Source organism: Peribacillus sp. SRI_006 (assembly GCF_057586375.1).
Genome location: NZ_JBYCZT010000016.1, coordinates 18,339 through 39,061 on the forward strand (window position 1 = coordinate 18,339; position 20,723 = coordinate 39,061).

Genomic DNA, 20,723 nt, shown 5'->3' on the forward strand with positions numbered 1-20,723 from the left:
AACCCATATCTTTACAAGACTGGCAATGCAATCATTCTTGACCGTTCACTTCCAGCAAGACGAGTGAAAAATCCCCTACCGCATTTTCTTCATATAGATTCGTGACCGAAGTTGCATAGTTAAAAATCTCTGCACGAAACTCCTCGTTTGACTGTGGAATCTTTAAATCAAAAACCATCTGATAAAGAAGTGTAGTAATATCATGATATTCACTATGTGTGACCTTGAAATTGAAACTGACTTTTCTGATTTTATTACCTTCAGAATCCTTTACAGTTTCAAAAAGAAAATCCGTAACTTGCAGCGGAACATCGTTTAAAATGACCTCGTCAACCAATATCAACATCTCCTTAATAAAGTGGTTAAAGACATGTTATCACTAGAAACTCTCAGCGCCAATTATTCAACCTTGAAAAAATGAAAAAACGTGCACAGGAAACCTGAGCACGTTTTCTTCAAATCAATTTACTTTCCCTTTTTTACGATTATTCGCCATTTAGCGTCATCGATTTGCTCGAACTCGGTGATTTCATGACCTTCTGTAGCAGCCCAACGCGGAATGCTCTCCGTTGCTTGTGTGCAATCGAAATTAATGATCAATTCCTCACCTTTTGCCATGTCCGCGATCGCTTCTTTTGCTTCCACTAAAGGGAATGGACATACCATTCCAGTCGTTTCCAATACTTTTGCCATTTATATTCCACTCCTTGATTAAAAAGTTTTTGACTCGTATCTTAAGCCGCTTCGGATGCGGCCGCTGCCTGCTTTTGCTTACGGATGATCGTGAAATATGTTGCTACCCATGTACCCAGCAGGAAAAAGACAATCGCAATCCAACCTTGCCAAGCAAATAACGCCGAATTCACCAGGCCATTTCCGATTGTGCATCCCCCGGCAACACTTGCACCGAATCCCATGGTTACACCGCCAATTGCATTATTACGTAACGTTTTCATATCAGGCAAACGCCAACGGAATTCCCCGCTCCCTTTGGCAGCGATGAAAGAACCTAGGAAAATGCCTACTACTAAAAACGTCCCCCAATCGATTAACGCATCATCTCCGGTGATAAGGAAAGTTAAAATATTCGCGGAAGGCGCTGTAATTCCAAGTCCGAACATCCTCCCTGTCATTGTACTCAGCGGCCAAGCCATGATTGCAATAAGGCCGACCAATAATGCTGTCACAAAAGGATGCCAGCGTTTCTCGAATAAGATGTGGGCCAATCCGGTTTTTTTCGGTTTCATTTTAAAGATTGGAAGTTTCGGTTTTCTCAATTCACGAATCACCAATATGCCAACCAAGAGTGTCAAAATAATAACAAGAACCCAAGGCGAAACATTTAACGTTTCATGAATATACGTATCATTTGTACGATAAAATAACAGATTATCCCCTGCCACTTTCCATACACCATATTTCGTCATTGCTGCCCCTAGCATATATCCAAAAAGGGCAACCCAACTTCCGATCATGCCCTCTCCGGCACGATACCATGTTCCAGTCGCGCAACCTCCTGCCAGAACCATACCAATACCAAAAATAAAGCCACCCACAATGGTTCCCAGCCATGGAAAACCATCATTTCCAAATTGAATGACCCCTGCATCATTCAATGCATAAACACCAATACTTTGTATCGCTATAACAACAAATGTAGCCAAAAACATCCGTCCATCTTTAGCTAAAATCAAATCACGATATGCACCAACAACACAGAAACGGCCTCTTTGAAGCACAAATCCCAGCAGTAAACCACAAATAATCCCTAACACAATCATTTGTAACATGTACCGTTTCCTCCTTAAGTAATATAATAATAATACTAATATAATATAATTCGGATGAAATTACTAGGTTTTTGGATTGATTTTTTTCTAATGAAGTTCCCATGCAAATGAAAAACCCGAGTCATCATGAATAACGACTCAGGTTTTGTAGATTATTCCTTTGTTTATCAAACCATACTGCCTCCGCCGAAACTGGCTGCTTTAACTTTCTTATATTGGTAAAGCATGGCAATTCTCCACGGAACGATCATCGCAAAAGCAAGTAAGAAAAACATTCCGCTCAATACACCGATTTCAATCGTGCTTCCCAGCATCAGCTTTGCCACCAGTCGAATCACCATGAGACCAATCAATATGAATATGAACGCTTTAGAGCGCAGAATATAAATTTTTTCATCTCTAACTTCAAATTTAGATGTTTTGATCAATAAGATGGAAAATAGCATTCCTGCAACAAGAGCCTCCAACAATTCGTATCGAGTGACCCTGAACATCGGGAAAATAAACATCAAGGCACCGGTACTCATAAACAGCGGCGGTAAAATGATTTTCTTTTCATTCACTGGTTTTTTCGTTTCCTTCATCCGTAATATGAAAACACCTATAGCCATCACAATCGCTATACCTGTTGATATATATATCATCTCTTAACCATCCCTTTTAACTAATAATAGGTAAGTACCATTAAAAATTATATATGACTTCAATTTATAAACAAAGTATATAGTACCTATTTAAGATAAACAAGGAGGTGTTTATTAATTAAGCCCGCTATTGATGATGCTTCCAATTCCCGCCTCGACAAAAGGCTTGTCGATAAAACCTTGGCCCCGGCTTCTATAGACTTCGTCAACCATTTTTGCATTATGAACATCGCTGCCTGAAGTTCCTTCTTAATTTCTTAGATCAGGATTGAATTTCTATATAATATTCAATGCTTACCGCCCAATCCCGCCTTCATCAACCACTTAGTGACTTACCTTATACCCAAAATAAACGAAATGGGCACCATAAGACCTAATAGCTGGCCTCAATTAGAATAATATTGAAAAATTAACTTATTATGGACTAAAAACCTGTAAAGCCACCGAATAGTCTAGACAGGACTGCAATTATTTTGGTCATCCAATCAAAAAATAAAACCACACCCATTATAATCATTAAATATCCGCCAATCTTCATGATGTATTGGCTGTACTTTTTGATCCATTTCAACTTTCCGACAAAGAAGGATAATATGAAGAACGGGATGGCAAATCCTAAAATATAGGCAGTCATATAGCTCATGGCAGCACTTGGATTCGTTGCCCCCAATGAAATGACAGCACCTAACAGCGGACCTGCACAAGGAGTCCATCCAGCGGCGAAGGCCAGTCCGATAAGAATGGAACCTATATATCCGCTAGGTCGATTCTTGAATTCAAAACGACTGTCTTTCATCAAAGATTTCGGCTGAAAGATTCCTACAATGAATAAACCAAAAATGATAATCAGGATAGCACCAATCTGACGAATTAATTCTTTGTAATCCGAGAAAAAGGAACCTAAGTATGAAGTGCTAAAACCAATTGCAATAAAAACCAGGGAAAACCCAAGAAGGAAGAATAAAGTATGCAGCATGCTCCTTCTTTGGAGCATGGCGTTCTCGGATTTGATTTCACCTACACTCATACCAGTGATATAAGATAAAAAGGCCGGATATAGCGGTAAGCAGCAAGGCGAAATAAAACTCAAGAATCCCGCCCCAAAAGCTAAAAACATATTAATATCATTCAAATAAGCTCACTCCTATGTATGTCAACCTATAAACATTGTAACAAATAAGATAAAAAAATACATTTATGGAACTGTGAATATTTCATGACAACCAATAGCTTATAACTGGATGGGCGGCAGGCTAAGTTAACTTATTTGAATTCATTAGTCCAAGCCGATATAATTGTTATATTCATACAGATTTTACAACGAACACATAAATTAAGGGTACCTTGAAATAAATGTTGGGGCCAGAAAGGAAATATAATGGCTAAAAAGAATGAATTTCTCGAACAGATTGAAATGAAGAGAAATGAACTTATCAAAATTGTCGCTAAAGATGGTTTAAACTCTCATGTTGCCGTTGAATATAGCCAGCAACTTGATCAGTTACTAAATAAATATAATGAACTTTTTTATAAAACCGGTACAAATTTTTAATCCAGTACATCTCCCATTGATAACCACATAAGTTATTATATGATTTATTTTGCTGTCAATCTCCCCTTTTTACCTTCTTTCTCAATTAGGATACTTAGGCATGACCTTTGCAATATAAGATAACAGGCAACCGCCATGGGCATTGCCTGTTTTTCCATTTAAAATAATGCATAAGAATCATTTTGCATCGGAATGTCGAAGCATAGTTTATCACAACAGAACAGCAGGAGATCCAGCTAAGATGGAAGAACCGTCCGGACCACTTCCTACCCCAATGTGACACCCGGTTGTGTACGTTATTTAATCCCTACACACCACATATGAAGTATTTTGTCGATTATCTAAACACCTTAAGTAATGGCGGCCGGTTCTTAATCAATTCCTTAACTAGTATTTCCAAGTCGGCGGCCTCAATTGATTTCCATATATAATGATCACGAGTAAATGCGCGGAATTCACGAGTAAATCAGCTAAACTCACGAGTAAATAGAGCGAATTTACGAGTAAATCGTGTAAATTCACGAGTAAACGCAATATTTACGAGGGCAACAGCTAAATTTACGAATAAAAACAGCTAAATCTTCGATAAACGCAAAATTAATGAGGGAAACAGCTAAATTCACGAGTAACAGTGTGAAATTCATGTGTAGCAGGAGGTATTCGTTTAAGAGATATCCCTTACAAATAAAAGGAATGGTTTTTTCTACCTAAATATATTTATTTTCAAATTCAACCTGGAAACCTCACATATCCTCGTTCCTTTTTCTAAAGCAATCATTTTAAATTTACATGATAAAAATTGTGTTTGACAAATCGATCAAAAAATATTATCTTTAATTAAAGATAAATTAACTCGAGATAATATCACTGTATTTTTTTAAACATAAATCTCGAATTAAAGATATCTAAATTCAAAATAAACTCTAGGAGGAATCATAAATGATTGGTATTGGTTTATTAGTTATACGCTTAGTGATAGGGTTATCGTTTGTTGGACATGGAGCTCAAAAATTATTTGGGTGGTTTGGCGGTCACGGCTTGAAAGGTACAGGAGGCTGGTTTGATTCAATTGGGATGAAGCCAGGAATTACCATGGCCCTATTTGCCGGTCTATCTGAACTGATAGGCGGAGCGTTATTTGCTTTAGGTCTCCTTACACCCTTTGCAGGTATATTAATTGCACTTACAATGCTCGTTGCGATCGTTAAAGTCCATGGAGCAAATGGCTACTGGGCAACTCAAAACGGTTATGAATATAATCTTGCCATTCTTGCAGTGGCGATTGGCGTTGCGCTAACCGGAGCTGGCCCATACTCTCTTGATTCCTTTCTATTTTAAGGAAGCTTGGGTTTTATAATCCCTATATTATGAAAAACACGGAGTTGGCTATAACCACTCCGTGTTTTTACTTTTTCCCCATTATTCAGAGATTTTTCTAGTGGTTATCAAAGCTTATAACTGAGTGAAAGTTACTTCGATTATAGTTTACATAGGTTGTCCCATATTTAAATTAGATGGTTTCAATATTAAAATGCAAACTCCCTAAGCATCACTCTTGTACAGTAATTTTCACAAAGGAGTTGGAATAATGCCATTAAATTATAGAGTACCATCGAACCCTATTCTTTATGTTCCTACAAAAGAAAATCTTGGATTGAAAACAATAGTTCCTAATTTGAAATATCATGTCTAAAAACTAAAACTCATTTTCAAAAATAATAGAGTACAGTAATAACGAGAATGATCATAACCTCATGTTTTTTTGATTTATATTTTTAACACTTGAAAATAGGAATATCTAGTAATAAAAAGAAAAAGGGGGAGGAATAAATGAGGCTTTTATCTTTTGTGACAGTATTTTTATTTTCTTTTAGTCTTGCTGCAACAGGATTTGCCGAGGAAAATGGTACAAGCGTTAGCAAAGAAAGGCTGACACCAGAAGAGTTGAATTATCTTGTAAATGAAGTCGGCAATACTCAAGAAGAATCCGAGGATTTACCTGTTGAAGTTTCAAGACGATTAATTGAAGAGGAGGCTAAAGTTATAGATTCTGGATCGGAATTTATGTTCATATATGATCCAGAAGTTACTAAACCAGGGCAAATCAGCACTTTTGCATCAATTGCTGCAACAACTTTAAAAATGAGGGGAACTGTATATAAAGTAAAAAGTGATCGTTCAAAAGAAGATAAATTTTATATATATGGTAACTTTCAATGGCTAAAAACACCTTCATTTACTTTAGTGGATAAAATGTCAATTGGTTTCCCTTCAGGTTCAGGACTATATTTACCAACAAGTGGAGGGAAAGTAAAACAACACCAGCACAGATATTCTCAAGATCAACAAGGAAATGGACGTTGGATTGATTATGCAATCAAGTATTCTCCAAGTAATTGGGAACCAAGTGCTGGTGTGGCTGGTTCATATGATATAAGGGCTTCTACTAGTAAAACCAAGCATAAAGGGTATATCGGACAATATGTATATGTTCCTACATCAAAAAATGGTAAAATAAACATAAAAATAACGTATGGGCATAAAAAAATTTCTGGTACGCCTTCTGTGTCAGTTTATCCGGCCGGTTTATCAATTACACCAAATAATACTACAGATACAAGGTCATATGCATTAACGCTGTCTTATTGATCTGTTGTTAGATTGGGGGCACCATGAGGCAAATTATTATTAATTTCATTTTCATTCTAGTCATATCAGTAATTTTATTTTTTATCTTTAGCTATGATGCATCTTTAGATAGTGATTATATGTTGTCTCTTTTACTTATCATTTCTCTGCAAATATCTTTAATATTAGCTATTCTGTTAAAAAGAAGGTAACACCAGAAGAGAGAGCAACCATTAATTAATGGTTGCTCTCTCTTCTGGTGTTAACTAGCGTCCTTCCTACCTTTTCCACGCGTTCCGTAAAGAAAGCCCAAAATTTCCGAATGTATCTGCCGGTGAGGCTTAATTGCTAGTCAATAAAAATTCTAAACTTTCCCCTGTTTTATTTCCGAATCAGCTTAGAAATAGAATGCTCAGTTATTCATTCGGACTCAATTTAAAATCACTATTTAGATTCTCATTCATATAAATGACTTTTCCATACATAAAAACCCGGATAAGAACACTTTTATATGTGTTTCTTAACCGGGTTATATAACCAAACAGTACTTTTACGAACTTTTATTCAATCCCCGGAAACCATCCTGGAGAGTGGATGATCGCTTGCCATAATGGGTCTGGAATATCAAGTTGCTGCTGATTTTCTTTGTTTATTTTGGTCACGATTTCAGCTTCTCTGCCTTGTTCCACTTTTTGTACCCATTCAGGATCAATTATGATTTCACGCCCTAATGCAATTAACGGAACCCCCGATTGCAGTGCTTTGATCGCATCATCTGCTGTATAGATGGAACCAACACCAATTAATGGAACTTGATCTCCGATACGTTCTTTAATGATCTCTATCCGAGGTCGGTCAACGTCGGTTCCCCGTCTTGCTTTCGACCAGAAATCCATTAATGAAACATGAAGATAATCCAGATCCTTTGTTACAAGCCCATCAATTAATGCAAGTGTATCATCCATTATGATTCCTGGTGTTTCCGGTTCTTCCGGTGAAAAACGGTAACCTACGATGAACGGATTCTTGGCATGGTTGGCAACCGCCTTTTTCACTTCATCCACAACCGCTAATGGAAAACTCAGGCGCTTTTCAAGAGAACCGCCCCACTTGTCTTCACGACGGTTCGAATGCGGCGAAAAGAATTGCTGTAGCAAGTAACCATTTGCACCGTGAATCTCGACACCGTCAAATCCCGCTTCAATGGCACGTCTGGTGGTTTCACCAAAGTCGAGAATGATCGATTCTATTTCCTTTTCAGATAGTGGACGTGGAACTGCTTTCCCTTCACCTTCCGATGGGATGTTGCTTGCACTGACAACATCACCATTTACCAATTCGGGTGGAACCTCTCGGCCGCCATGAAAGATCTGGAGAATTGCCTTTGCCCCTTTCGCTTTAATCGCTGATGCCAAACGACTTAGACTAGGTATCAATTCATCCTGATCTCCGCCAAATTCACCGTGAAAACCTTTGCCATTAGCCGTCACGTAAGTACATGCCGTTATAACCATGCCGACCCCGCTTGACCGACGTTCATAATAGTTGACTTCGGCGTCGGTTACAGTCCCGTCAGGATTAGAAGAGAAATTTGTCATAGGTGCCATCACCAATCGATTTTTCACTTCTAATTTCTTTCCTAAATTGAACGATTCAAATAATGGTGTATATTTAGAATTCATTTAGTAATCCTCCATTTAGTTACCCACCCTGTTGGTTGGTATAAGTCCTTAATTAAATATCATCCGCGTATAATCATGCATACTTTGCGATTAATGCCGAAATGGCTTCTTTTGGCTGGAAGCCAATAGCTTGATCTACCTTTTCTCCATCTTTGAATAGAATAAGAGCTGGAATTCCCATCACTCCATATTCGCTCGTCGTATCTGAATTTTCATCCACATTAAGTTTAACGATCTTAACCTGATTACCCATTTCCTCATCTATTTCATTAAGAACTGGGGCAATCATTTTACACGGACCGCACCATGGGGCCCAAAAGTCAACCAATACTAAGCCTTCCTTGATTTCACTAGCAAAATTATCATCTGTAACATGTTCTATTGTCATGATCATTTCCTCCTTGTATTATCCGAAATATTAATGATCTTTACTCACACTATTTAAAATCGAGTTTTGCGATTCTATTTCCCGGGATTTGAACCTCTGATTTCCAGGCAGTTATTTTCGGGTGGATTTTGATGGATTCCAATTTACCGGATAACTCCATAAACCATGTTTCATCTTTAGAAAGTAAAGCCAAATCAATTAAGGCCAAAAGATGAGCTTCGTTACTGACTTCTAGATCCGGCAGTTTTTCAGTCCATTTACTCGGAATCCAAATCGATTTCCCAACCGCTTTTTCATTGTCACTTTCAACTACATTCACTTTAACGATTTCTCGATTTTCGCTTACGTTTTCAACGAAACCATGGATAAGTTCCCCATCTCTTGATTTTCCCTGTACCCAATCCCCATTTTTGAACAGATTGTTTTCAACCATTTCCTTAGCACCCCTTTTATGTTCATTTAATATTAAAACTATAGTTATTAACTGTATTAATAAAATATACATTTTGTGCAAAGAAAAAACTAAATCAATATCACGGACATTGTTTAATTTTTTCCAAAAATGTGCTGAGAGTTATATCTTCTAAATATTTTTCAAAATATAATTCAGCTTCATCAAATATTTGATCCATGACTACCTGGGTATTTGAAGATATGACACATTTTTTCTCCGGATCGCCTGTACACCACTTTGGTTTCAGGGTTCCATGTGAGACCGCTATATAAATATCCGCCAAACTTACCTCTTCAGGGTTACAGTCTAGTATATAGCCTCCGCCCACACCTTCTTTAGTCTTAACAAATCCCTTTTTTCTTAAGCTGCTCATCATTTTCCGAATCCTAGCCGAGTTTGTACAAACGTTTTCTGCGATGGACTCACTGCTTGCCATATGATCTGGTAGATAAGCTAAATAGACCAAACTATGCACAGCTATTGTAAAATCACTATTCACTTTACGTATCCTCCTCAAGGAGATTACTGTAATATTAATATTTACAGTTGATAAAGTCAACTCAAAAACCTCAACAGCTTCCTCCATTATATTTGATCAATTTAGTATTGCAGTGAAATCCCCACTTTACGCTTTTAATATTGCCCAAGTTATTGAGCCTTAAAGTAAGACTTGGTGATAATATTTATCCCTTAATTATAGATACACTAAATTGACAACGAATCCATTCTTTCTTCATGAATGGTTTTTCTATTTACAAACATTCAAATAAAAAACACCCGATTACTCGGATGATTACTTTAATCAATTTTTATAATCACCAACTCATTAATGGTTTAGCGCTTAAATAAAAAGATTAATAGAAAAGATTTATTATTTTTTACATTTAGATTTCAATTTGAATTTTGATTCCCATTTATTGTCTTTAAATTTACTTTTGTGTTCAAATTTAAGCTCACACATAGGAAAACACACCTTACATTTTTTTACAAAATCATTTATCATTCTAACCACCCTCCTTAATACTATATATGCATCTTTTGATAGAAAGTGTGGACAAGTATAATTTTTTGGCGAATTTACTTTCCAAATAAAAAAGCCTCACATAGATGGAGGACTTACCTTACCATTCCAAAACAAAAACCACCTTTTCTGAATCATTCAATCAGAAAAAGTGGCTTAAGAAACAAAAATGAAAGATAAACCAAAATTTTATATAAAATCGGTAGAAGGATTCAGACTAAATCCATTTCGATATTATATAAAATTTTGCATCCAATCTTCCAAGAACATTGATATATCAAGGTTTCATGCTATCTTATTTTGTTTGTTGTTTATTCATGGCGCTCATCATTTGATTAATTTTCTTTTGGGATGGTTTCATACCCATTTGCATCATCATCATTTTCAACATTTGTTCGTTAATTGGCGGATTTTTCTTTAAGTAATCCATCATGTATTTACGAGCGATGAAAAATCCCAGCACTACTCCAGCAATCAATGCCAGTACGCCAACTAGAATGTAAACCCACATACTATTTCCTCCTTCATGTTGTCTAACATCAGTGTACTAGACCAAAGGTTATTATACAATACCCGCTACCGAAAAGTCCCCCATTTAGACAAATTTTCTTTCTTTTATCGGTTTTAACCAACCGTATTTTTCATGTTCAAAATCAATGGCCAGAAAACTCGCTTCATATTTTCGAATACTTTCAAAGAAAGCCGTTTCCGCTTCATAGTCTCCTTCAGCTTCAAGAGTAATGGAATCATTCTGAATGATTAAAACGGCTTTACTTGATCCGTTTGTTTTTTCTAAATAGTATTTTCCATTTTGAGTCCAATAATTCATCTTTTTTTGCAAACGTTGTTCAATAGCTAACTGCAACTGGATAATCGGGACTTTTTTGGTGACATATTCGATTTGTTTTTGCAAAATACTCTTTAGTCTGCCCCTTGCTTGAATATATTCCAAAAACAAATTGAAAAATAGCTTTTCTCTTCCATAATAATGATGGGCAAATTCATCTTCGATTAAATAAATTTGATAGGTTCTCATCAGCCAATGCCTCCTAGCTTTCCTATTTTGGTACGAAACATCTAACCACCAGCACCCTGTCCAATATTTTCCACTATTGATGACTTTCCCCTTTAACTGACACATTTAAACGAAATTTATTTATTCTCATTATATATTGACAAACAAAAAAGATATGTTGTTTGCTGGAGAAATTTTCTTCTTTTTTTGTCGAATGGAAGATTTCCTTTAGTATAGAAGCACATTCAATATATAATAGGACTCTTTTGATAAAAAAACTGACACCAATCTAGTTGGTGTCAGTTCCGCATTATTGTTATTTAAGCATTTCTTTAACAAGAGCAACTACATTTTCTACAGTGAAACCGAATTCCTCCATGATTTTACCGCCTGGTGCAGAAGCTCCAAAATGATTGATGGCCAATATTTCACCCTCATCACCTGCATAACGATCCCAGCCAAACGGTGAAGCCACTTCGATAGCTAAACGTTTTTTCACTGCCGGATTGATTACGCTTTGTTTATATTCTTTTGATTGAGTTTCAAATCGGTCCCATGATGGCATGCTGATTACCGCAACATCAATTCCTTCGTTCGCTAAAGCTTCCTGTGCTTTCACAGCCAAGTTCACTTCGGAACCAGTCGCAAGAAGTAATGCATCGGCTACTTCTTTCTTAGAAGCAGAGATGATGTAAGCACCTTTTGAAACACCTTCATACGCAGTTTCGGAAGTGCCTTTTATTGTTGGCAATCCTTGACGAGTCAGTACAAGAGCAGTTGGTTTATTTGTAGACTCCATAGCCACTTTCCAGGCTGCTGCCGTTTCATTGCCATCAGCTGGACGGATTACCCCTAGGTTAGGCATTGCACGCAATGATGCTAATTGTTCGATTGGCTCATGAGTCGGTCCGTCTTCCCCTACAGCAATGCTGTCATGGGTGAACACATAATTAACAGGCAGTCCCATCAGCGCTGCCATTCTTATGGCAGGACGTAGATAATCAGAGAATACGAAGAATGTTCCTCCATATACTTTTAAGCCACCATGAAGTGCCATTCCATTTAAAGCCGCACCCATAGCGAATTCACGTACACCGAACCATATATTACGGCCACTGTAATTACCAGGTAATAGATCTGTCTCACCTTTGATGGCAGTATTATTAGACCCGGCTAAATCCGCAGAACCCCCAATGAAGCTAGGGACCTTTTTGGCGATCGCATTCAGTACTTCCCCACTTGAAGCACGGGAAGCTAATGTCTTACCTTCTTCATAGACTGGAATTTCCTGATCCCATTCAGCAGGCAGTTCACCTTTAATTGCAAGCTCTAATTGCTGTGCTAACTCAGGATGTGCTTCTTTGTAATTTTTAAATAATTCATTCCAAGCTTCTTCTTTTTGAGCTCCTGCATCAACAACAGCTTCATTGAAGTGTGAATACACTTCTTCAGGTACATGGAAGTCCTTTTCGAATGTCCATTTGTATGCTTCTTTTGTCAATTTAAGCTCATCTGCACCAAGCGGAGCGCCGTGAACGGCAGATTTACCTGAACGATTTGGTGAACCGTAACCGATAACCGTTTTCACTTCGATTAATGTTGGGCGTGCTTCGTCGGTTTTCGCTTCTTCAATCGCTTTAGCAATTTCCTGAAGATCATTGCCATCCTCAACGCGGATATATTGCCATCCATAAGATTTGAACCGGTCTGCTACGCTTTCACTAAATGATTGACTTAAGTCGCCGTCAAGGGAAATATCATTAGAATCATATAAAACAACAAGTCTTCCCAGTTGTAGATGTCCAGCTAATGAAGCGGCTTCTGCAGAAACACCTTCCATTAAATCTCCATCCCCACAAATGCTATATGTATAATGATCGACCACATTATAAGAATCGCGGTTATAGCTTTCTGCCAAGTGACGTTCTGCCATTGCCATTCCGACTGCCATTGCGATACCTTGTCCAAGCGGCCCGGTAGTTGCATCCACACCAGCCGTATGTCCGAATTCAGGATGTCCTGGAGTTTTACTGCCCCATTGACGGAAGCTTTTCAAATCATCGATAGATAAGCCATAGCCTGATAAATGAAGAAGGCTGTATAACAGCATGGAACCATGTCCAGCTGAAAGAACAAAGCGATCTCTATTAAACCAATCTGGATTTTTCGGGTTATGGTTCATATATTCGGTCCATAGTTTATACGCCATTGGCGCTGCACCCATTGGCATACCTGGATGGCCGGAATTAGCCTTTTCAATTGCATCAATTGATAATGTACGAATCGTATTGATAGAAAGTGCATCTAATTTATCTAACATATTGTAAAAACATCCCTTCCTGTAATGTACCTCTTTATATTATAGTGACAAGCATAATATCACAACTAAAATCACTATTTAATGCCCCAATATTACAATTTTCTAGGAATAAGAAGTCACCTATTTAGATTAAACTAAATAGGAGAATACATACATGAATGCACTCTCTTTTTACTCCAAAATGCCAAAGAATCCTCAAATGGAATATTCCATCAGAAGAATCCAAGCATTAATGTAAATTTCGTTTTTCTTTTATATTTTTTATCTTTTGAGGAGTGACGTCATTACCCTCTGGATCCACGACTTTCACATGCTCCAACGTGTCGGACATGGATTTTCTGAATGTTTCCAAATACTCACTTCTCAATTGGGTTTGCTCTTTCGCTTCAACTTCCGTCAAGCCTTCCCCCTTTGCCTTTTTAGAAAGTTCATTTATACGGGCTATTTTTTCTTTTGATAACATAATTTCGCTCCTTCATAATCTGCGGATATTGTCATGGTATTAAAAAAAAAGCGAAATTACAAGTTCTATGATTTACTTTCCTTTGTATTCATTTGATGTTCGAGAAAACGCCTGTTCACAGTAGCCTTAGATACATTGTATCCAAAGCCCCTTAATGTGGCTGCGATTTCCGAGAATGTTAACCCATTGGCACGCAGTTTAATAATTTCTTCAATAGGAATCTCCATACGATCCCTTCCAGTGGAATTCCTTTGATTCTGAAGATTTTTTTGAGGACGGTACCCTTTTTCAACGGCTCTCATCATTCCGCGCTTTATTTTAAGATTATGTAGTTTCCTTTGATATTCTTCTACAATGCCCACTATCTGAATGACCATGGCATCCGAATCCGATAACTCCAGCTCTCCATCGTGTGAGAGAGTATAAATTTTCACATCTTCTTTAAGGATGACATGGAAAAGGGCTATTTTGGCATTCCCTCTTCCCAGTCTTGTTTCATCCTGGATTAAAAGCACTTCAGCTTCTTTGGTTTTAAATAGTTCGAGCATGTCAAAAATGCCATCCCGATTCAACTCATAACCACTTGCCTGTTCTTTTATAATGGAGACAACTTCCACATCCATCTTTTCAGCCAATTTGACTAATTCATCTTCCTGCCTTGCCAATGATGTTTCCTGTGACTCTTTTTCGGTGCTGACCCTACAATAGATTACCGCCTTCATAATACCCTACCTTTACTACTTACTGCTCACTGGCCAAATTCTGGACAAGTTCTTCCCCTTTAACCGGTATGACAATGACTTGTCCAGGCTTTATCGAATCCGCACTGACTCCATTATTCTCTTCTATCCAACCAATGAATTCTTTTTTTGTCAAATTTGATTCTTCATATTCTTCGGCAATTCCCCATAGGGTGTCACCCTCGCCTACTTCTATAGAAAGGAAATCCTTTTTTTGATCATTGTTCAATGTACAAGAGAATAAAATTGAAAAGATGAATACTGATCCCGCTAATAGAATCGTATAAATATAATTTTTGTATAATTTTTTCATAATAATCCCTCCAAAGCGAATGTTCGTTCGTATGTTATGATCAAATTATAATACGAACGTTTGTTTCAGTCAACAACAAATTCGAACTTATGTTTGTATAGAGATGGGGGCCATGCTATAATGTAGCAAAGAACATTGGGGAAGAGGTGCACAAATGACAAAACTATCAAAACGGCAGCAAGATATTCTTGATTTCATTAAAGAAGAGGTCCGCCAAAAAGGGTATCCGCCTTCCGTACGGGAGATTGGCGAAGCAGTGGGACTTGCATCAAGTTCAACAGTACACGGACATTTATCCCGCCTGGAAAGTAAAGGCCTTATTAGACGTGACCCAACCAAGCCAAGGGCCATTGAAATAATGAATTTGGAGGAAGCGAACAATATTCCCAAAGTCAATGTCGTGAACGTGCCGTTACTTGGAAAAGTAACAGCGGGCATGCCGATAACGGCCATTGAGAACATTGAAGAATACTTTCCGCTTCCCGAAAGCATGGTTCCACATGATGACCATGTATTCATGCTGGAAATCATGGGTGAAAGTATGATAGAAGCAGGAATTCATGATGGAGATTATGTCATCGTGAAACAACAAAGCAGTGCCAATAATGGAGATATCGTCGTGGCGATGACGGAAGATGATGAAGCCACTGTAAAACGATTCTTTAAGGAACCGGATTACATAAGGCTTCAGCCTGAGAACTCAAATATGGAACCAATTATTTTACGAGATGTTTCGATACTTGGAAAAGTAATAGGCTTATATAGGCAAATACACTAAAAGCGCTTCCCGCGCTTTTTTTGTTTGTTTAATTTATGTCCAGAATTCTCTCTATATGCATATGGAAGAGTAGATATTGAAATATTTTTTTATAGAATCTAGTTTCATGCGAATTTAAACATCCTTTATAAGGGATGAAAGTTACTATCGCCTTTCTCGTAATATGATACTTTGGAAAAAGCTCATTGAAATAAAAAAGAGAGGATTTAAAATCCCCATTTTAATAAGGTTTAGATCGACCAAGTCATTCCACTGTTGAATATGCACTTGTTGACAACCATTTGCAGGTGCAGGGAAAAAAATACATATATTTATTTTCCCCTGATAACAAACTTCCAACCATATCCATCAGAGACCCGTTGAATTAATACTTCAATAAGTAATTACGACCTGGCTGTTTCCATTGGCTGAATTACCATCTCCCTAGTTACCCGTACCATCAAAATAATGCCTCCTCAACTAAGAGAAGGCATTTCGTTATTTCTCAATATAGACCGAACGAATCAGCGTCCGGGTTCTTTCAGTACCATCCACATTTTTTTCCTTAACATCTATTGTTACATTATAAACACCTGACTTAGGTACTTCCGGAAGGGTGCCAGTAAAATTTTCAGTATCCATTGCCTTAATTGAGTTTTTTTCACTAATTTCATTACCGGTTTCATCTATCAGATGAACCAAAAATGTTGTACTGATTGGTCTTTTTTTATCATTCATTGGATTCTTTATTAAAAATTTTGCATCTTTTTGCTTAACTTTACCGGCCATACTTAATGTAATGGGATTCTTTTCGTTAAATTGTGCTGTGAACAGGAAGGCGTCTTTTGGCGATTTAGTCTTCATTCGTACTTTCCAGTCACCAATTTCAAGGTTATTTCTGTAGAATGATTGGATGGTTGCACCATTAAAAAAGGAAGTTTCATTTTTGGCTGAATGAACGTTTAAGGAAGGTGAATACTTTTTATTAGATGGAGAAATCAATTCAACCTCGACATCATTTGAGGCTGTATATATGCTTATATTACCTGGGGCAGCTTCATTTACATGGAAGCTTTGTTCGACCCAGACATTTTGTTTCAGGACATCACCCAGAACGGTTTGAGCGAGTGCTGTTGTAATGACATCATCTTCAACTCGTTCTTTATAATTGACATGATATGCAGGAATCCCAGCTGTGGATGTGCTTTTTAAATAGGGTTCAATTCTTGAAAATACAGCTGAGCCAACTCGAATATTGTCGTGATCAAAGTTGGGATCTGTAAATAAATGTGTTGCATAGGGTATTTTTGTACTCCATACATTCACCAGTCCATCATTTTCCCCATATGATGATAAATATTGTCCCCCCATTGATAAGGCTGATAGTACCGGGCCTCTGTTCATACCTGCCACAGTGAAATACAAGTTTTTACGAGAGTTGATATGGTTATCCGTGACAGAACGAAATTCAGCCATTTTACCAACTTGTAAAGAATAAGTTCCCTCATCTTTTTGACCTAATAAGGAACCAAGCCAGCCCGCATACCAGCTATAAGCCAAATCAGCTAAGTGAGAACCATGATGTGGGGAGGCTAAAGTGATCACCCTTCCAACATATTGATGTGCTCCATAGTGGACTAGAGCCGCTTGGGTGTCTGGGCCCCCTTTGCTGTGAGCTATAATATTTACTTTTTTGCCCCCGAAATGGTTACTGATTTCTGAAAGCATTTGAGCTAAAAGCCTTCCATTGGCATATTGGCTCACTGACCCATTTCCAGCTGAATCATGAAGCTGAACAAAAACCGTTTGGTAGCCAGCTTCATACGCTTTGGTATACATATCATTGACACCATGATATTCCGTTTCGCCATACCAGCTGGTTGAACTGCCGTTTTTCCCTTGAACAAACACGATCGGTGGTTTGTTTGTATCAAGATTGGGAGGGATACTTCCAAGAAACCAATCCCCTGGACTGAAAGTTTCGGAGGGCGGTTTCAATTTTCCTGCTGAGGAAATGTCTGGCTTTGCCATAAATAATATGGTTAGAATGAGGACTAGAAAAACGACATAATTGATTACATTCCTTTTCAAGGGTTATCTCCTCCAATATCATCTGGAATTTTTTTGAACTCATCCAATTACCAATGCCCAGCTTCCAAAGCCTTCATTAGTATATAATTGTACTTTTGAATACCATTACCTGCTATCTTCATAAAGATGGGAGAAAAAAACTAGAAGAAGTTTCATTGATAATAGAGAAAAAGTATGAAGATTTGCCTTCCATACTTTTTTGTATGTGGTCTTTTTCATTTTATGAAGACGTGCATTGGGGAAAACGGACTGCTGCCAATTCACGAAAATAGAGAACAAGCCCTTATCCTGCATAGGATAAGGGCTTGTTCATCCAGATTAACTTTTCCTTCGAATTTGCCATTGTCCATTTGCTCCTATTCATGGTGTTCAGAAGTCCGCCCTATACATGAAGTAAATAATTTTCTTTAACAGCAATTGGCTGTCATTATTGGAATCTCAGTTCCAATCGTATATTTGCACAAGAAGATTGGATTTGTACACCTTTTACTCCATACACGTATTTTACAAATGTTCTAATGTCAGCAGCTCCTATGCAACTTCAAAAGTATTATTTTCCCTTTCCTCTTTGTTCCCCCCTTTCCATCGTTACTTGAATCTTGTCCTATGGAAGTCAGGATTGTATGGATTCAAATGGCCACTCTGTTGAGGAAATGCTGGTTCAATCGAAGCTTTAACTACATTTAAAGTGTAGGTCAGGGTCAAAAAAAATGATATCGTCAATCGAGAATCCTACACATTCAGCAAATAAATAAGCCTTATCGATTCGCAAAGGAATCTTATATTGCTCATAGTCAATGTAAGTCCTCTTGGCCATCTTCAGCACTTTAGCCATTTCATCTTGAGTTAATCCTTTATACTTCCTGGCTTGTTTAAGTGTGAACTTAACGCTTGTCATATCTTGTCACCCCCTATCTAAAAAAATAATATCACACTTGAAGTATAGTTACCAACATTTTTTCGCAAAATTCACGCACTTTTCGTTTACTCACTTTCACTCATAGTGTATATTCAAGTAAGAGGTGAAGAAATATGCACATTGGTGAACGGATTAAAATGTTAAGAAAAGAAAGAAAAATGACACAAGAAGATTTGGCAAAAGTATTAAAAGTAGCTCCTACGGCAGTATCAGCTTGGGAATCCGGACGGAATAAACCTTTAATGGATAAATTGAGCATGATGTCCACTTGTTTTGAAATACCGCTATCCCACCTCATTGAAGGAGCGCCTATCGTTAGAAATAATCCTGGAATGGAATTCCTAAATGAAAAAAATGTAAGATTAATTGGTGTCTACGGAAATATCCCCGCTGGAGAGCCTAATTTCACCAACGAATATATAGAAGCGTATATGCCGACATTAAATTCGATGCTTAAATCGGATAAGGAATATTTTTTCCTTAGAGTGAATGGCAATAGCATGAATAAAGAATTCAGAGACGGATCATTGATTCTCGTTGAAAAAACAACCTACCTTGATAACGGGAAAATTGGAGTGGTCTTGGTAAATGGACACGATGCTACGGTCAAAAAAGTGAGAATCAATGAAGAAAACATCATACTCACTCCCTGCAGCACGGATCCTTTTTATGAAGAAAAAACCTATAACATAAAAAATGATAGAGTCCGTATTTTAGGAAAAGTGGTTCAAGCCATTAAAATATACGATTAATATCCAACTCGAGGGTTTATTACGGGAAGAAAGTAAAATAAATGAATAATGAGCAGCCATACATAGATTCAATTCTTTCAGTTTATCAACTTAATTGCTGCTGCATTTTAGGTACAAGCCATCATGGTTTGTGCTTTTTAGTATTGTCTTTTTATTTGTCTTTACATAAAATCCATTTATATTTGTGTCAGCCCATAAAAAAAAGGCATACCTTACATACGGAAGGACCGAATCAGGACGGCAGAATGTAGAGTTTTTCATTACATGCATATTCCTGAATCAAAAAGGCCCCTCTCTTTTTGAGAAGAGCTTACTGTGTGGAGTGCTTCTGGAAGGTATAAATAATTATTAATTATTCATTTCACCCGCAGTTTCTGGTTAACCGTAATGGTGTACTGACTGTCAAGACCGTTCCAATCTTTAATTTGCTGAACCGTACTGCCATAAGAATTGCTTAAGGAATATACTGTATCCCCACTAACGACAGTGTGGTATACAGCTGTACTTTTCTTAGTTAGATTGAAGCATTTAACTAAACCGTTTACATGTCCGCGAGCCAGTGATTCGATAAAGGATGACGTTTTCAACTTTGCTGCGTCATTTACATTATCGATAAATCCATTTTCAGTCAGGAGTGCAGGCATTTCCGTTTCACGGAGTACATGTAAATCTCCTGTTTTTTGTCCTCTGTCCTGGATGTTAATAAGCTTCATGACCTCTGAATGAATATGATCTTGATACTCTTTCGTTATCTGGTTAGTAGACGTATAAATGTAATCCTCGTACCCGGTTCCGCCGCCTGCATTAATGTGGATGGAGAGAAAAAAGTCAGCTCCCCACGCGTTCGCTGCATTCGTACGATCGTTTAAGGTGGGGAAGGTATCTTGGGTCCTGCTCATTTTCACAGAAACGTTATTATATTCTATCAATAAGATGTCTTTAATTCGGGTTGCAATGTTTAAAGTTAAATCCTTTTCTCTCAATCCATTTCCGACCGATCCTGAATCCGTACCGCCATGGCCGGGATCAATAAATACTTTCACCATTTCTATCACCTCTATTAATCTTATGTTACGTATTAACAAATGCTTGTACACATAACTATCGGATTAAAGAAATTCTGCCGTTCTCAAAAAAAAAACACCCCCTAAAGGTGAAGTGGCATTATATGATGTCATTCCCCCAATGGTGGGG

Annotated in this window: 23 protein-coding genes; 5 read left to right on the forward strand and 18 right to left on the reverse strand. The window is 37.6% G+C overall.

Features of this window, described 5'->3' with window-relative positions:
* Nucleotides 1-31: 31 nt before the first annotated feature.
* The 5 genes from AC2YHV_RS21595 to AC2YHV_RS21615 all read right to left on the reverse strand — a co-directional run bounded on the left by AC2YHV_RS21595 (nt 32) and on the right by AC2YHV_RS21615 (nt 3,566).
* Entirely contained in the window at nt 32-337 is a 306-nt protein-coding gene (locus AC2YHV_RS21595; protein WP_487374119.1) for a DUF3219 family protein, read from the reverse strand.
* 128 nt (nt 338-465) lie between these two features.
* Nucleotides 466-693 (reverse strand): sulfurtransferase TusA family protein, encoded by a 228-nt coding sequence (locus AC2YHV_RS21600; protein WP_034312908.1) that lies wholly within the window; start codon nt 691-693, stop codon nt 466-468.
* 41 nt (nt 694-734) lie between these two features.
* A complete protein-coding gene (locus AC2YHV_RS21605; RefSeq protein ID WP_487374120.1) occupies nt 735-1,790 on the reverse strand; it encodes a YeeE/YedE thiosulfate transporter family protein in 1,056 nt (351 codons plus the stop codon).
* 167 nt (nt 1,791-1,957) lie between these two features.
* Nucleotides 1,958-2,434 carry a CcdC family protein gene (locus AC2YHV_RS21610; protein WP_034312912.1) on the reverse strand — a complete coding sequence of 159 codons (477 nt, stop codon included), beginning with the start codon at nt 2,432-2,434 and terminating at the stop codon, nt 1,958-1,960.
* 424 nt (nt 2,435-2,858) lie between these two features.
* Nucleotides 2,859-3,566 (reverse strand): cytochrome c biogenesis protein CcdA, encoded by a 708-nt coding sequence (locus AC2YHV_RS21615; RefSeq protein WP_034312916.1) that lies wholly within the window; start codon nt 3,564-3,566, stop codon nt 2,859-2,861.
* A 246-nt stretch (nt 3,567-3,812) separates the two neighbouring features.
* Here AC2YHV_RS21615 and AC2YHV_RS21620 point away from each other — a divergent pair, with 246 nt between their 5' ends.
* From AC2YHV_RS21620 to AC2YHV_RS21630, 3 genes are all read left to right on the forward strand, one after another.
* Nucleotides 3,813-3,986: an aspartyl-phosphate phosphatase Spo0E family protein gene (locus tag AC2YHV_RS21620; protein WP_098864503.1), complete on the forward strand. Its 174-nt coding sequence runs from the start codon at nt 3,813-3,815 to the stop codon at nt 3,984-3,986.
* 939 nt (nt 3,987-4,925) lie between these two features.
* A complete protein-coding gene (locus AC2YHV_RS21625; RefSeq protein ID WP_095679715.1) occupies nt 4,926-5,324 on the forward strand; it encodes a DoxX family protein in 399 nt (132 codons plus the stop codon).
* 492 nt (nt 5,325-5,816) lie between these two features.
* On the forward strand, nt 5,817-6,635 hold the full coding sequence (locus AC2YHV_RS21630) for a hypothetical protein (RefSeq protein ID WP_487374121.1): 819 nt from the start codon (nt 5,817-5,819) through the stop codon (nt 6,633-6,635).
* Nucleotides 6,636-7,174: 539 nt separating this feature from the next.
* Here the strand turns inward: AC2YHV_RS21630 and AC2YHV_RS21635 are convergent.
* The 10 genes from AC2YHV_RS21635 to yneA form a co-directional block, all read right to left on the reverse strand.
* Nucleotides 7,175-8,296, reverse strand: a complete 1,122-nt coding sequence (locus AC2YHV_RS21635) for an NADH-dependent flavin oxidoreductase (protein ID WP_487374122.1) — start codon at nt 8,294-8,296, stop codon at nt 7,175-7,177.
* Between the two features lie 73 nt (nt 8,297-8,369).
* The gene (gene trxA, locus AC2YHV_RS21640) at nt 8,370-8,684 is read right to left on the reverse strand and encodes a thioredoxin (RefSeq protein WP_034312928.1); all 315 of its coding nucleotides are present in this window, start codon (nt 8,682-8,684) and stop codon (nt 8,370-8,372) included.
* A 49-nt stretch (nt 8,685-8,733) separates the two neighbouring features.
* Entirely contained in the window at nt 8,734-9,117 is a 384-nt protein-coding gene (locus tag AC2YHV_RS21645) for an IDEAL domain-containing protein (RefSeq protein WP_487374123.1), read from the reverse strand.
* 100 nt (nt 9,118-9,217) lie between these two features.
* Nucleotides 9,218-9,637 carry an RrF2 family transcriptional regulator gene (locus AC2YHV_RS21650; protein ID WP_034312932.1) on the reverse strand — a complete coding sequence of 140 codons (420 nt, stop codon included), beginning with the start codon at nt 9,635-9,637 and terminating at the stop codon, nt 9,218-9,220.
* 817 nt (nt 9,638-10,454) lie between these two features.
* Entirely contained in the window at nt 10,455-10,670 is a 216-nt protein-coding gene (locus tag AC2YHV_RS21655; RefSeq protein ID WP_034312934.1) for a YneF family protein, read from the reverse strand.
* Between the two features lie 84 nt (nt 10,671-10,754).
* The gene (sirA, locus tag AC2YHV_RS21660) at nt 10,755-11,195 is read right to left on the reverse strand and encodes a sporulation inhibitor of replication protein SirA (protein ID WP_034312935.1); all 441 of its coding nucleotides are present in this window, start codon (nt 11,193-11,195) and stop codon (nt 10,755-10,757) included.
* Between the two features lie 295 nt (nt 11,196-11,490).
* Nucleotides 11,491-13,494 (reverse strand): transketolase, encoded by a 2,004-nt coding sequence (gene tkt, locus AC2YHV_RS21665; protein ID WP_057276125.1) that lies wholly within the window; start codon nt 13,492-13,494, stop codon nt 11,491-11,493.
* A 229-nt stretch (nt 13,495-13,723) separates the two neighbouring features.
* Nucleotides 13,724-13,957: a DUF896 domain-containing protein gene (locus tag AC2YHV_RS21670; protein WP_034312941.1), complete on the reverse strand. Its 234-nt coding sequence runs from the start codon at nt 13,955-13,957 to the stop codon at nt 13,724-13,726.
* Nucleotides 13,958-14,022: 65 nt separating this feature from the next.
* Nucleotides 14,023-14,679: a YneB family resolvase-like protein gene (locus tag AC2YHV_RS21675; protein ID WP_034312943.1), complete on the reverse strand. Its 657-nt coding sequence runs from the start codon at nt 14,677-14,679 to the stop codon at nt 14,023-14,025.
* A 19-nt stretch (nt 14,680-14,698) separates the two neighbouring features.
* Nucleotides 14,699-15,010, reverse strand: a complete 312-nt coding sequence (gene yneA, locus AC2YHV_RS21680) for a cell division suppressor protein YneA (RefSeq protein ID WP_082854661.1) — start codon at nt 15,008-15,010, stop codon at nt 14,699-14,701.
* Nucleotides 15,011-15,164: 154 nt separating this feature from the next.
* On the opposite strand from yneA, the gene lexA reads away from it, so the two are divergent.
* Nucleotides 15,165-15,788 carry a transcriptional repressor LexA gene (gene lexA / locus AC2YHV_RS21685; protein WP_034312948.1) on the forward strand — a complete coding sequence of 208 codons (624 nt, stop codon included), beginning with the start codon at nt 15,165-15,167 and terminating at the stop codon, nt 15,786-15,788.
* A gap of 477 nt (nt 15,789-16,265) precedes the next feature.
* On the opposite strand, the gene AC2YHV_RS21690 is transcribed toward lexA, so the two are convergent.
* Both AC2YHV_RS21690 and AC2YHV_RS21695 read right to left on the reverse strand, forming a co-directional pair.
* Nucleotides 16,266-17,798, reverse strand: a complete 1,533-nt coding sequence (locus AC2YHV_RS21690) for an esterase/lipase family protein (RefSeq protein WP_240520740.1) — start codon at nt 17,796-17,798, stop codon at nt 16,266-16,268.
* A 733-nt stretch (nt 17,799-18,531) separates the two neighbouring features.
* A complete protein-coding gene (locus AC2YHV_RS21695) occupies nt 18,532-18,756 on the reverse strand; it encodes a helix-turn-helix transcriptional regulator (protein ID WP_034312951.1) in 225 nt (74 codons plus the stop codon).
* A 134-nt stretch (nt 18,757-18,890) separates the two neighbouring features.
* Here AC2YHV_RS21695 and AC2YHV_RS21700 point away from each other — a divergent pair, with 134 nt between their 5' ends.
* The gene (locus AC2YHV_RS21700) at nt 18,891-19,529 is read left to right on the forward strand and encodes a LexA family protein (protein ID WP_052137445.1); all 639 of its coding nucleotides are present in this window, start codon (nt 18,891-18,893) and stop codon (nt 19,527-19,529) included.
* Nucleotides 19,530-19,885: 356 nt separating this feature from the next.
* Here the strand turns inward: AC2YHV_RS21700 and AC2YHV_RS21705 are convergent, their stop codons facing one another.
* Entirely contained in the window at nt 19,886-20,575 is a 690-nt protein-coding gene (locus AC2YHV_RS21705) for an N-acetylmuramoyl-L-alanine amidase (protein ID WP_063576655.1), read from the reverse strand.
* Nucleotides 20,576-20,723 lie beyond the last annotated feature (148 nt).

Bases quoted from the DNA above. Each gene is read 5' to 3' on its own strand.
- AC2YHV_RS21675 (WP_034312943.1), bottom strand. From the start codon at position 14,679: ATGAAGGCGGTAATCTATTGTAGGGTCAGCACCGAAAAAGAGTCACAG.
- yneA (WP_082854661.1), bottom strand. From the start codon at position 15,010: ATGAAAAAATTATACAAAAATTATATTTATACGATTCTATTAGCGGGA.
- AC2YHV_RS21695 (WP_034312951.1), bottom strand. From the start codon at position 18,756: ATGACAAGCGTTAAGTTCACACTTAAACAAGCCAGGAAGTATAAAGGA.
- AC2YHV_RS21605 (WP_487374120.1), bottom strand. From the start codon at position 1,790: ATGTTACAAATGATTGTGTTAGGGATTATTTGTGGTTTACTGCTGGGA.
- AC2YHV_RS21655 (WP_034312934.1), bottom strand. From the start codon at position 10,670: ATGTGGGTTTACATTCTAGTTGGCGTACTGGCATTGATTGCTGGAGTA.
- AC2YHV_RS21700 (WP_052137445.1), top strand. From the start codon at position 18,891: ATGCACATTGGTGAACGGATTAAAATGTTAAGAAAAGAAAGAAAAATG.
- AC2YHV_RS21630 (WP_487374121.1), top strand. From the start codon at position 5,817: ATGAGGCTTTTATCTTTTGTGACAGTATTTTTATTTTCTTTTAGTCTT.
- AC2YHV_RS21645 (WP_487374123.1), bottom strand. From the start codon at position 9,117: ATGGTTGAAAACAATCTGTTCAAAAATGGGGATTGGGTACAGGGAAAA.
- AC2YHV_RS21635 (WP_487374122.1), bottom strand. From the start codon at position 8,296: ATGAATTCTAAATATACACCATTATTTGAATCGTTCAATTTAGGAAAG.
- tkt (WP_057276125.1), bottom strand. From the start codon at position 13,494: ATGTTAGATAAATTAGATGCACTTTCTATCAATACGATTCGTACATTA.
- AC2YHV_RS21625 (WP_095679715.1), top strand. From the start codon at position 4,926: ATGATTGGTATTGGTTTATTAGTTATACGCTTAGTGATAGGGTTATCG.
- lexA (WP_034312948.1), top strand. From the start codon at position 15,165: ATGACAAAACTATCAAAACGGCAGCAAGATATTCTTGATTTCATTAAA.
- AC2YHV_RS21600 (WP_034312908.1), bottom strand. From the start codon at position 693: ATGGCAAAAGTATTGGAAACGACTGGAATGGTATGTCCATTCCCTTTA.
- AC2YHV_RS21670 (WP_034312941.1), bottom strand. From the start codon at position 13,957: ATGTTATCAAAAGAAAAAATAGCCCGTATAAATGAACTTTCTAAAAAG.
- AC2YHV_RS21610 (WP_034312912.1), bottom strand. From the start codon at position 2,434: ATGATATATATATCAACAGGTATAGCGATTGTGATGGCTATAGGTGTT.
- AC2YHV_RS21620 (WP_098864503.1), top strand. From the start codon at position 3,813: ATGGCTAAAAAGAATGAATTTCTCGAACAGATTGAAATGAAGAGAAAT.
- AC2YHV_RS21690 (WP_240520740.1), bottom strand. From the start codon at position 17,798: ATGGCAAAGCCAGACATTTCCTCAGCAGGAAAATTGAAACCGCCCTCC.
- trxA (WP_034312928.1), bottom strand. From the start codon at position 8,684: ATGACAATAGAACATGTTACAGATGATAATTTTGCTAGTGAAATCAAG.
- sirA (WP_034312935.1), bottom strand. From the start codon at position 11,195: ATGAGAACCTATCAAATTTATTTAATCGAAGATGAATTTGCCCATCAT.
- AC2YHV_RS21705 (WP_063576655.1), bottom strand. From the start codon at position 20,575: ATGGTGAAAGTATTTATTGATCCCGGCCATGGCGGTACGGATTCAGGA.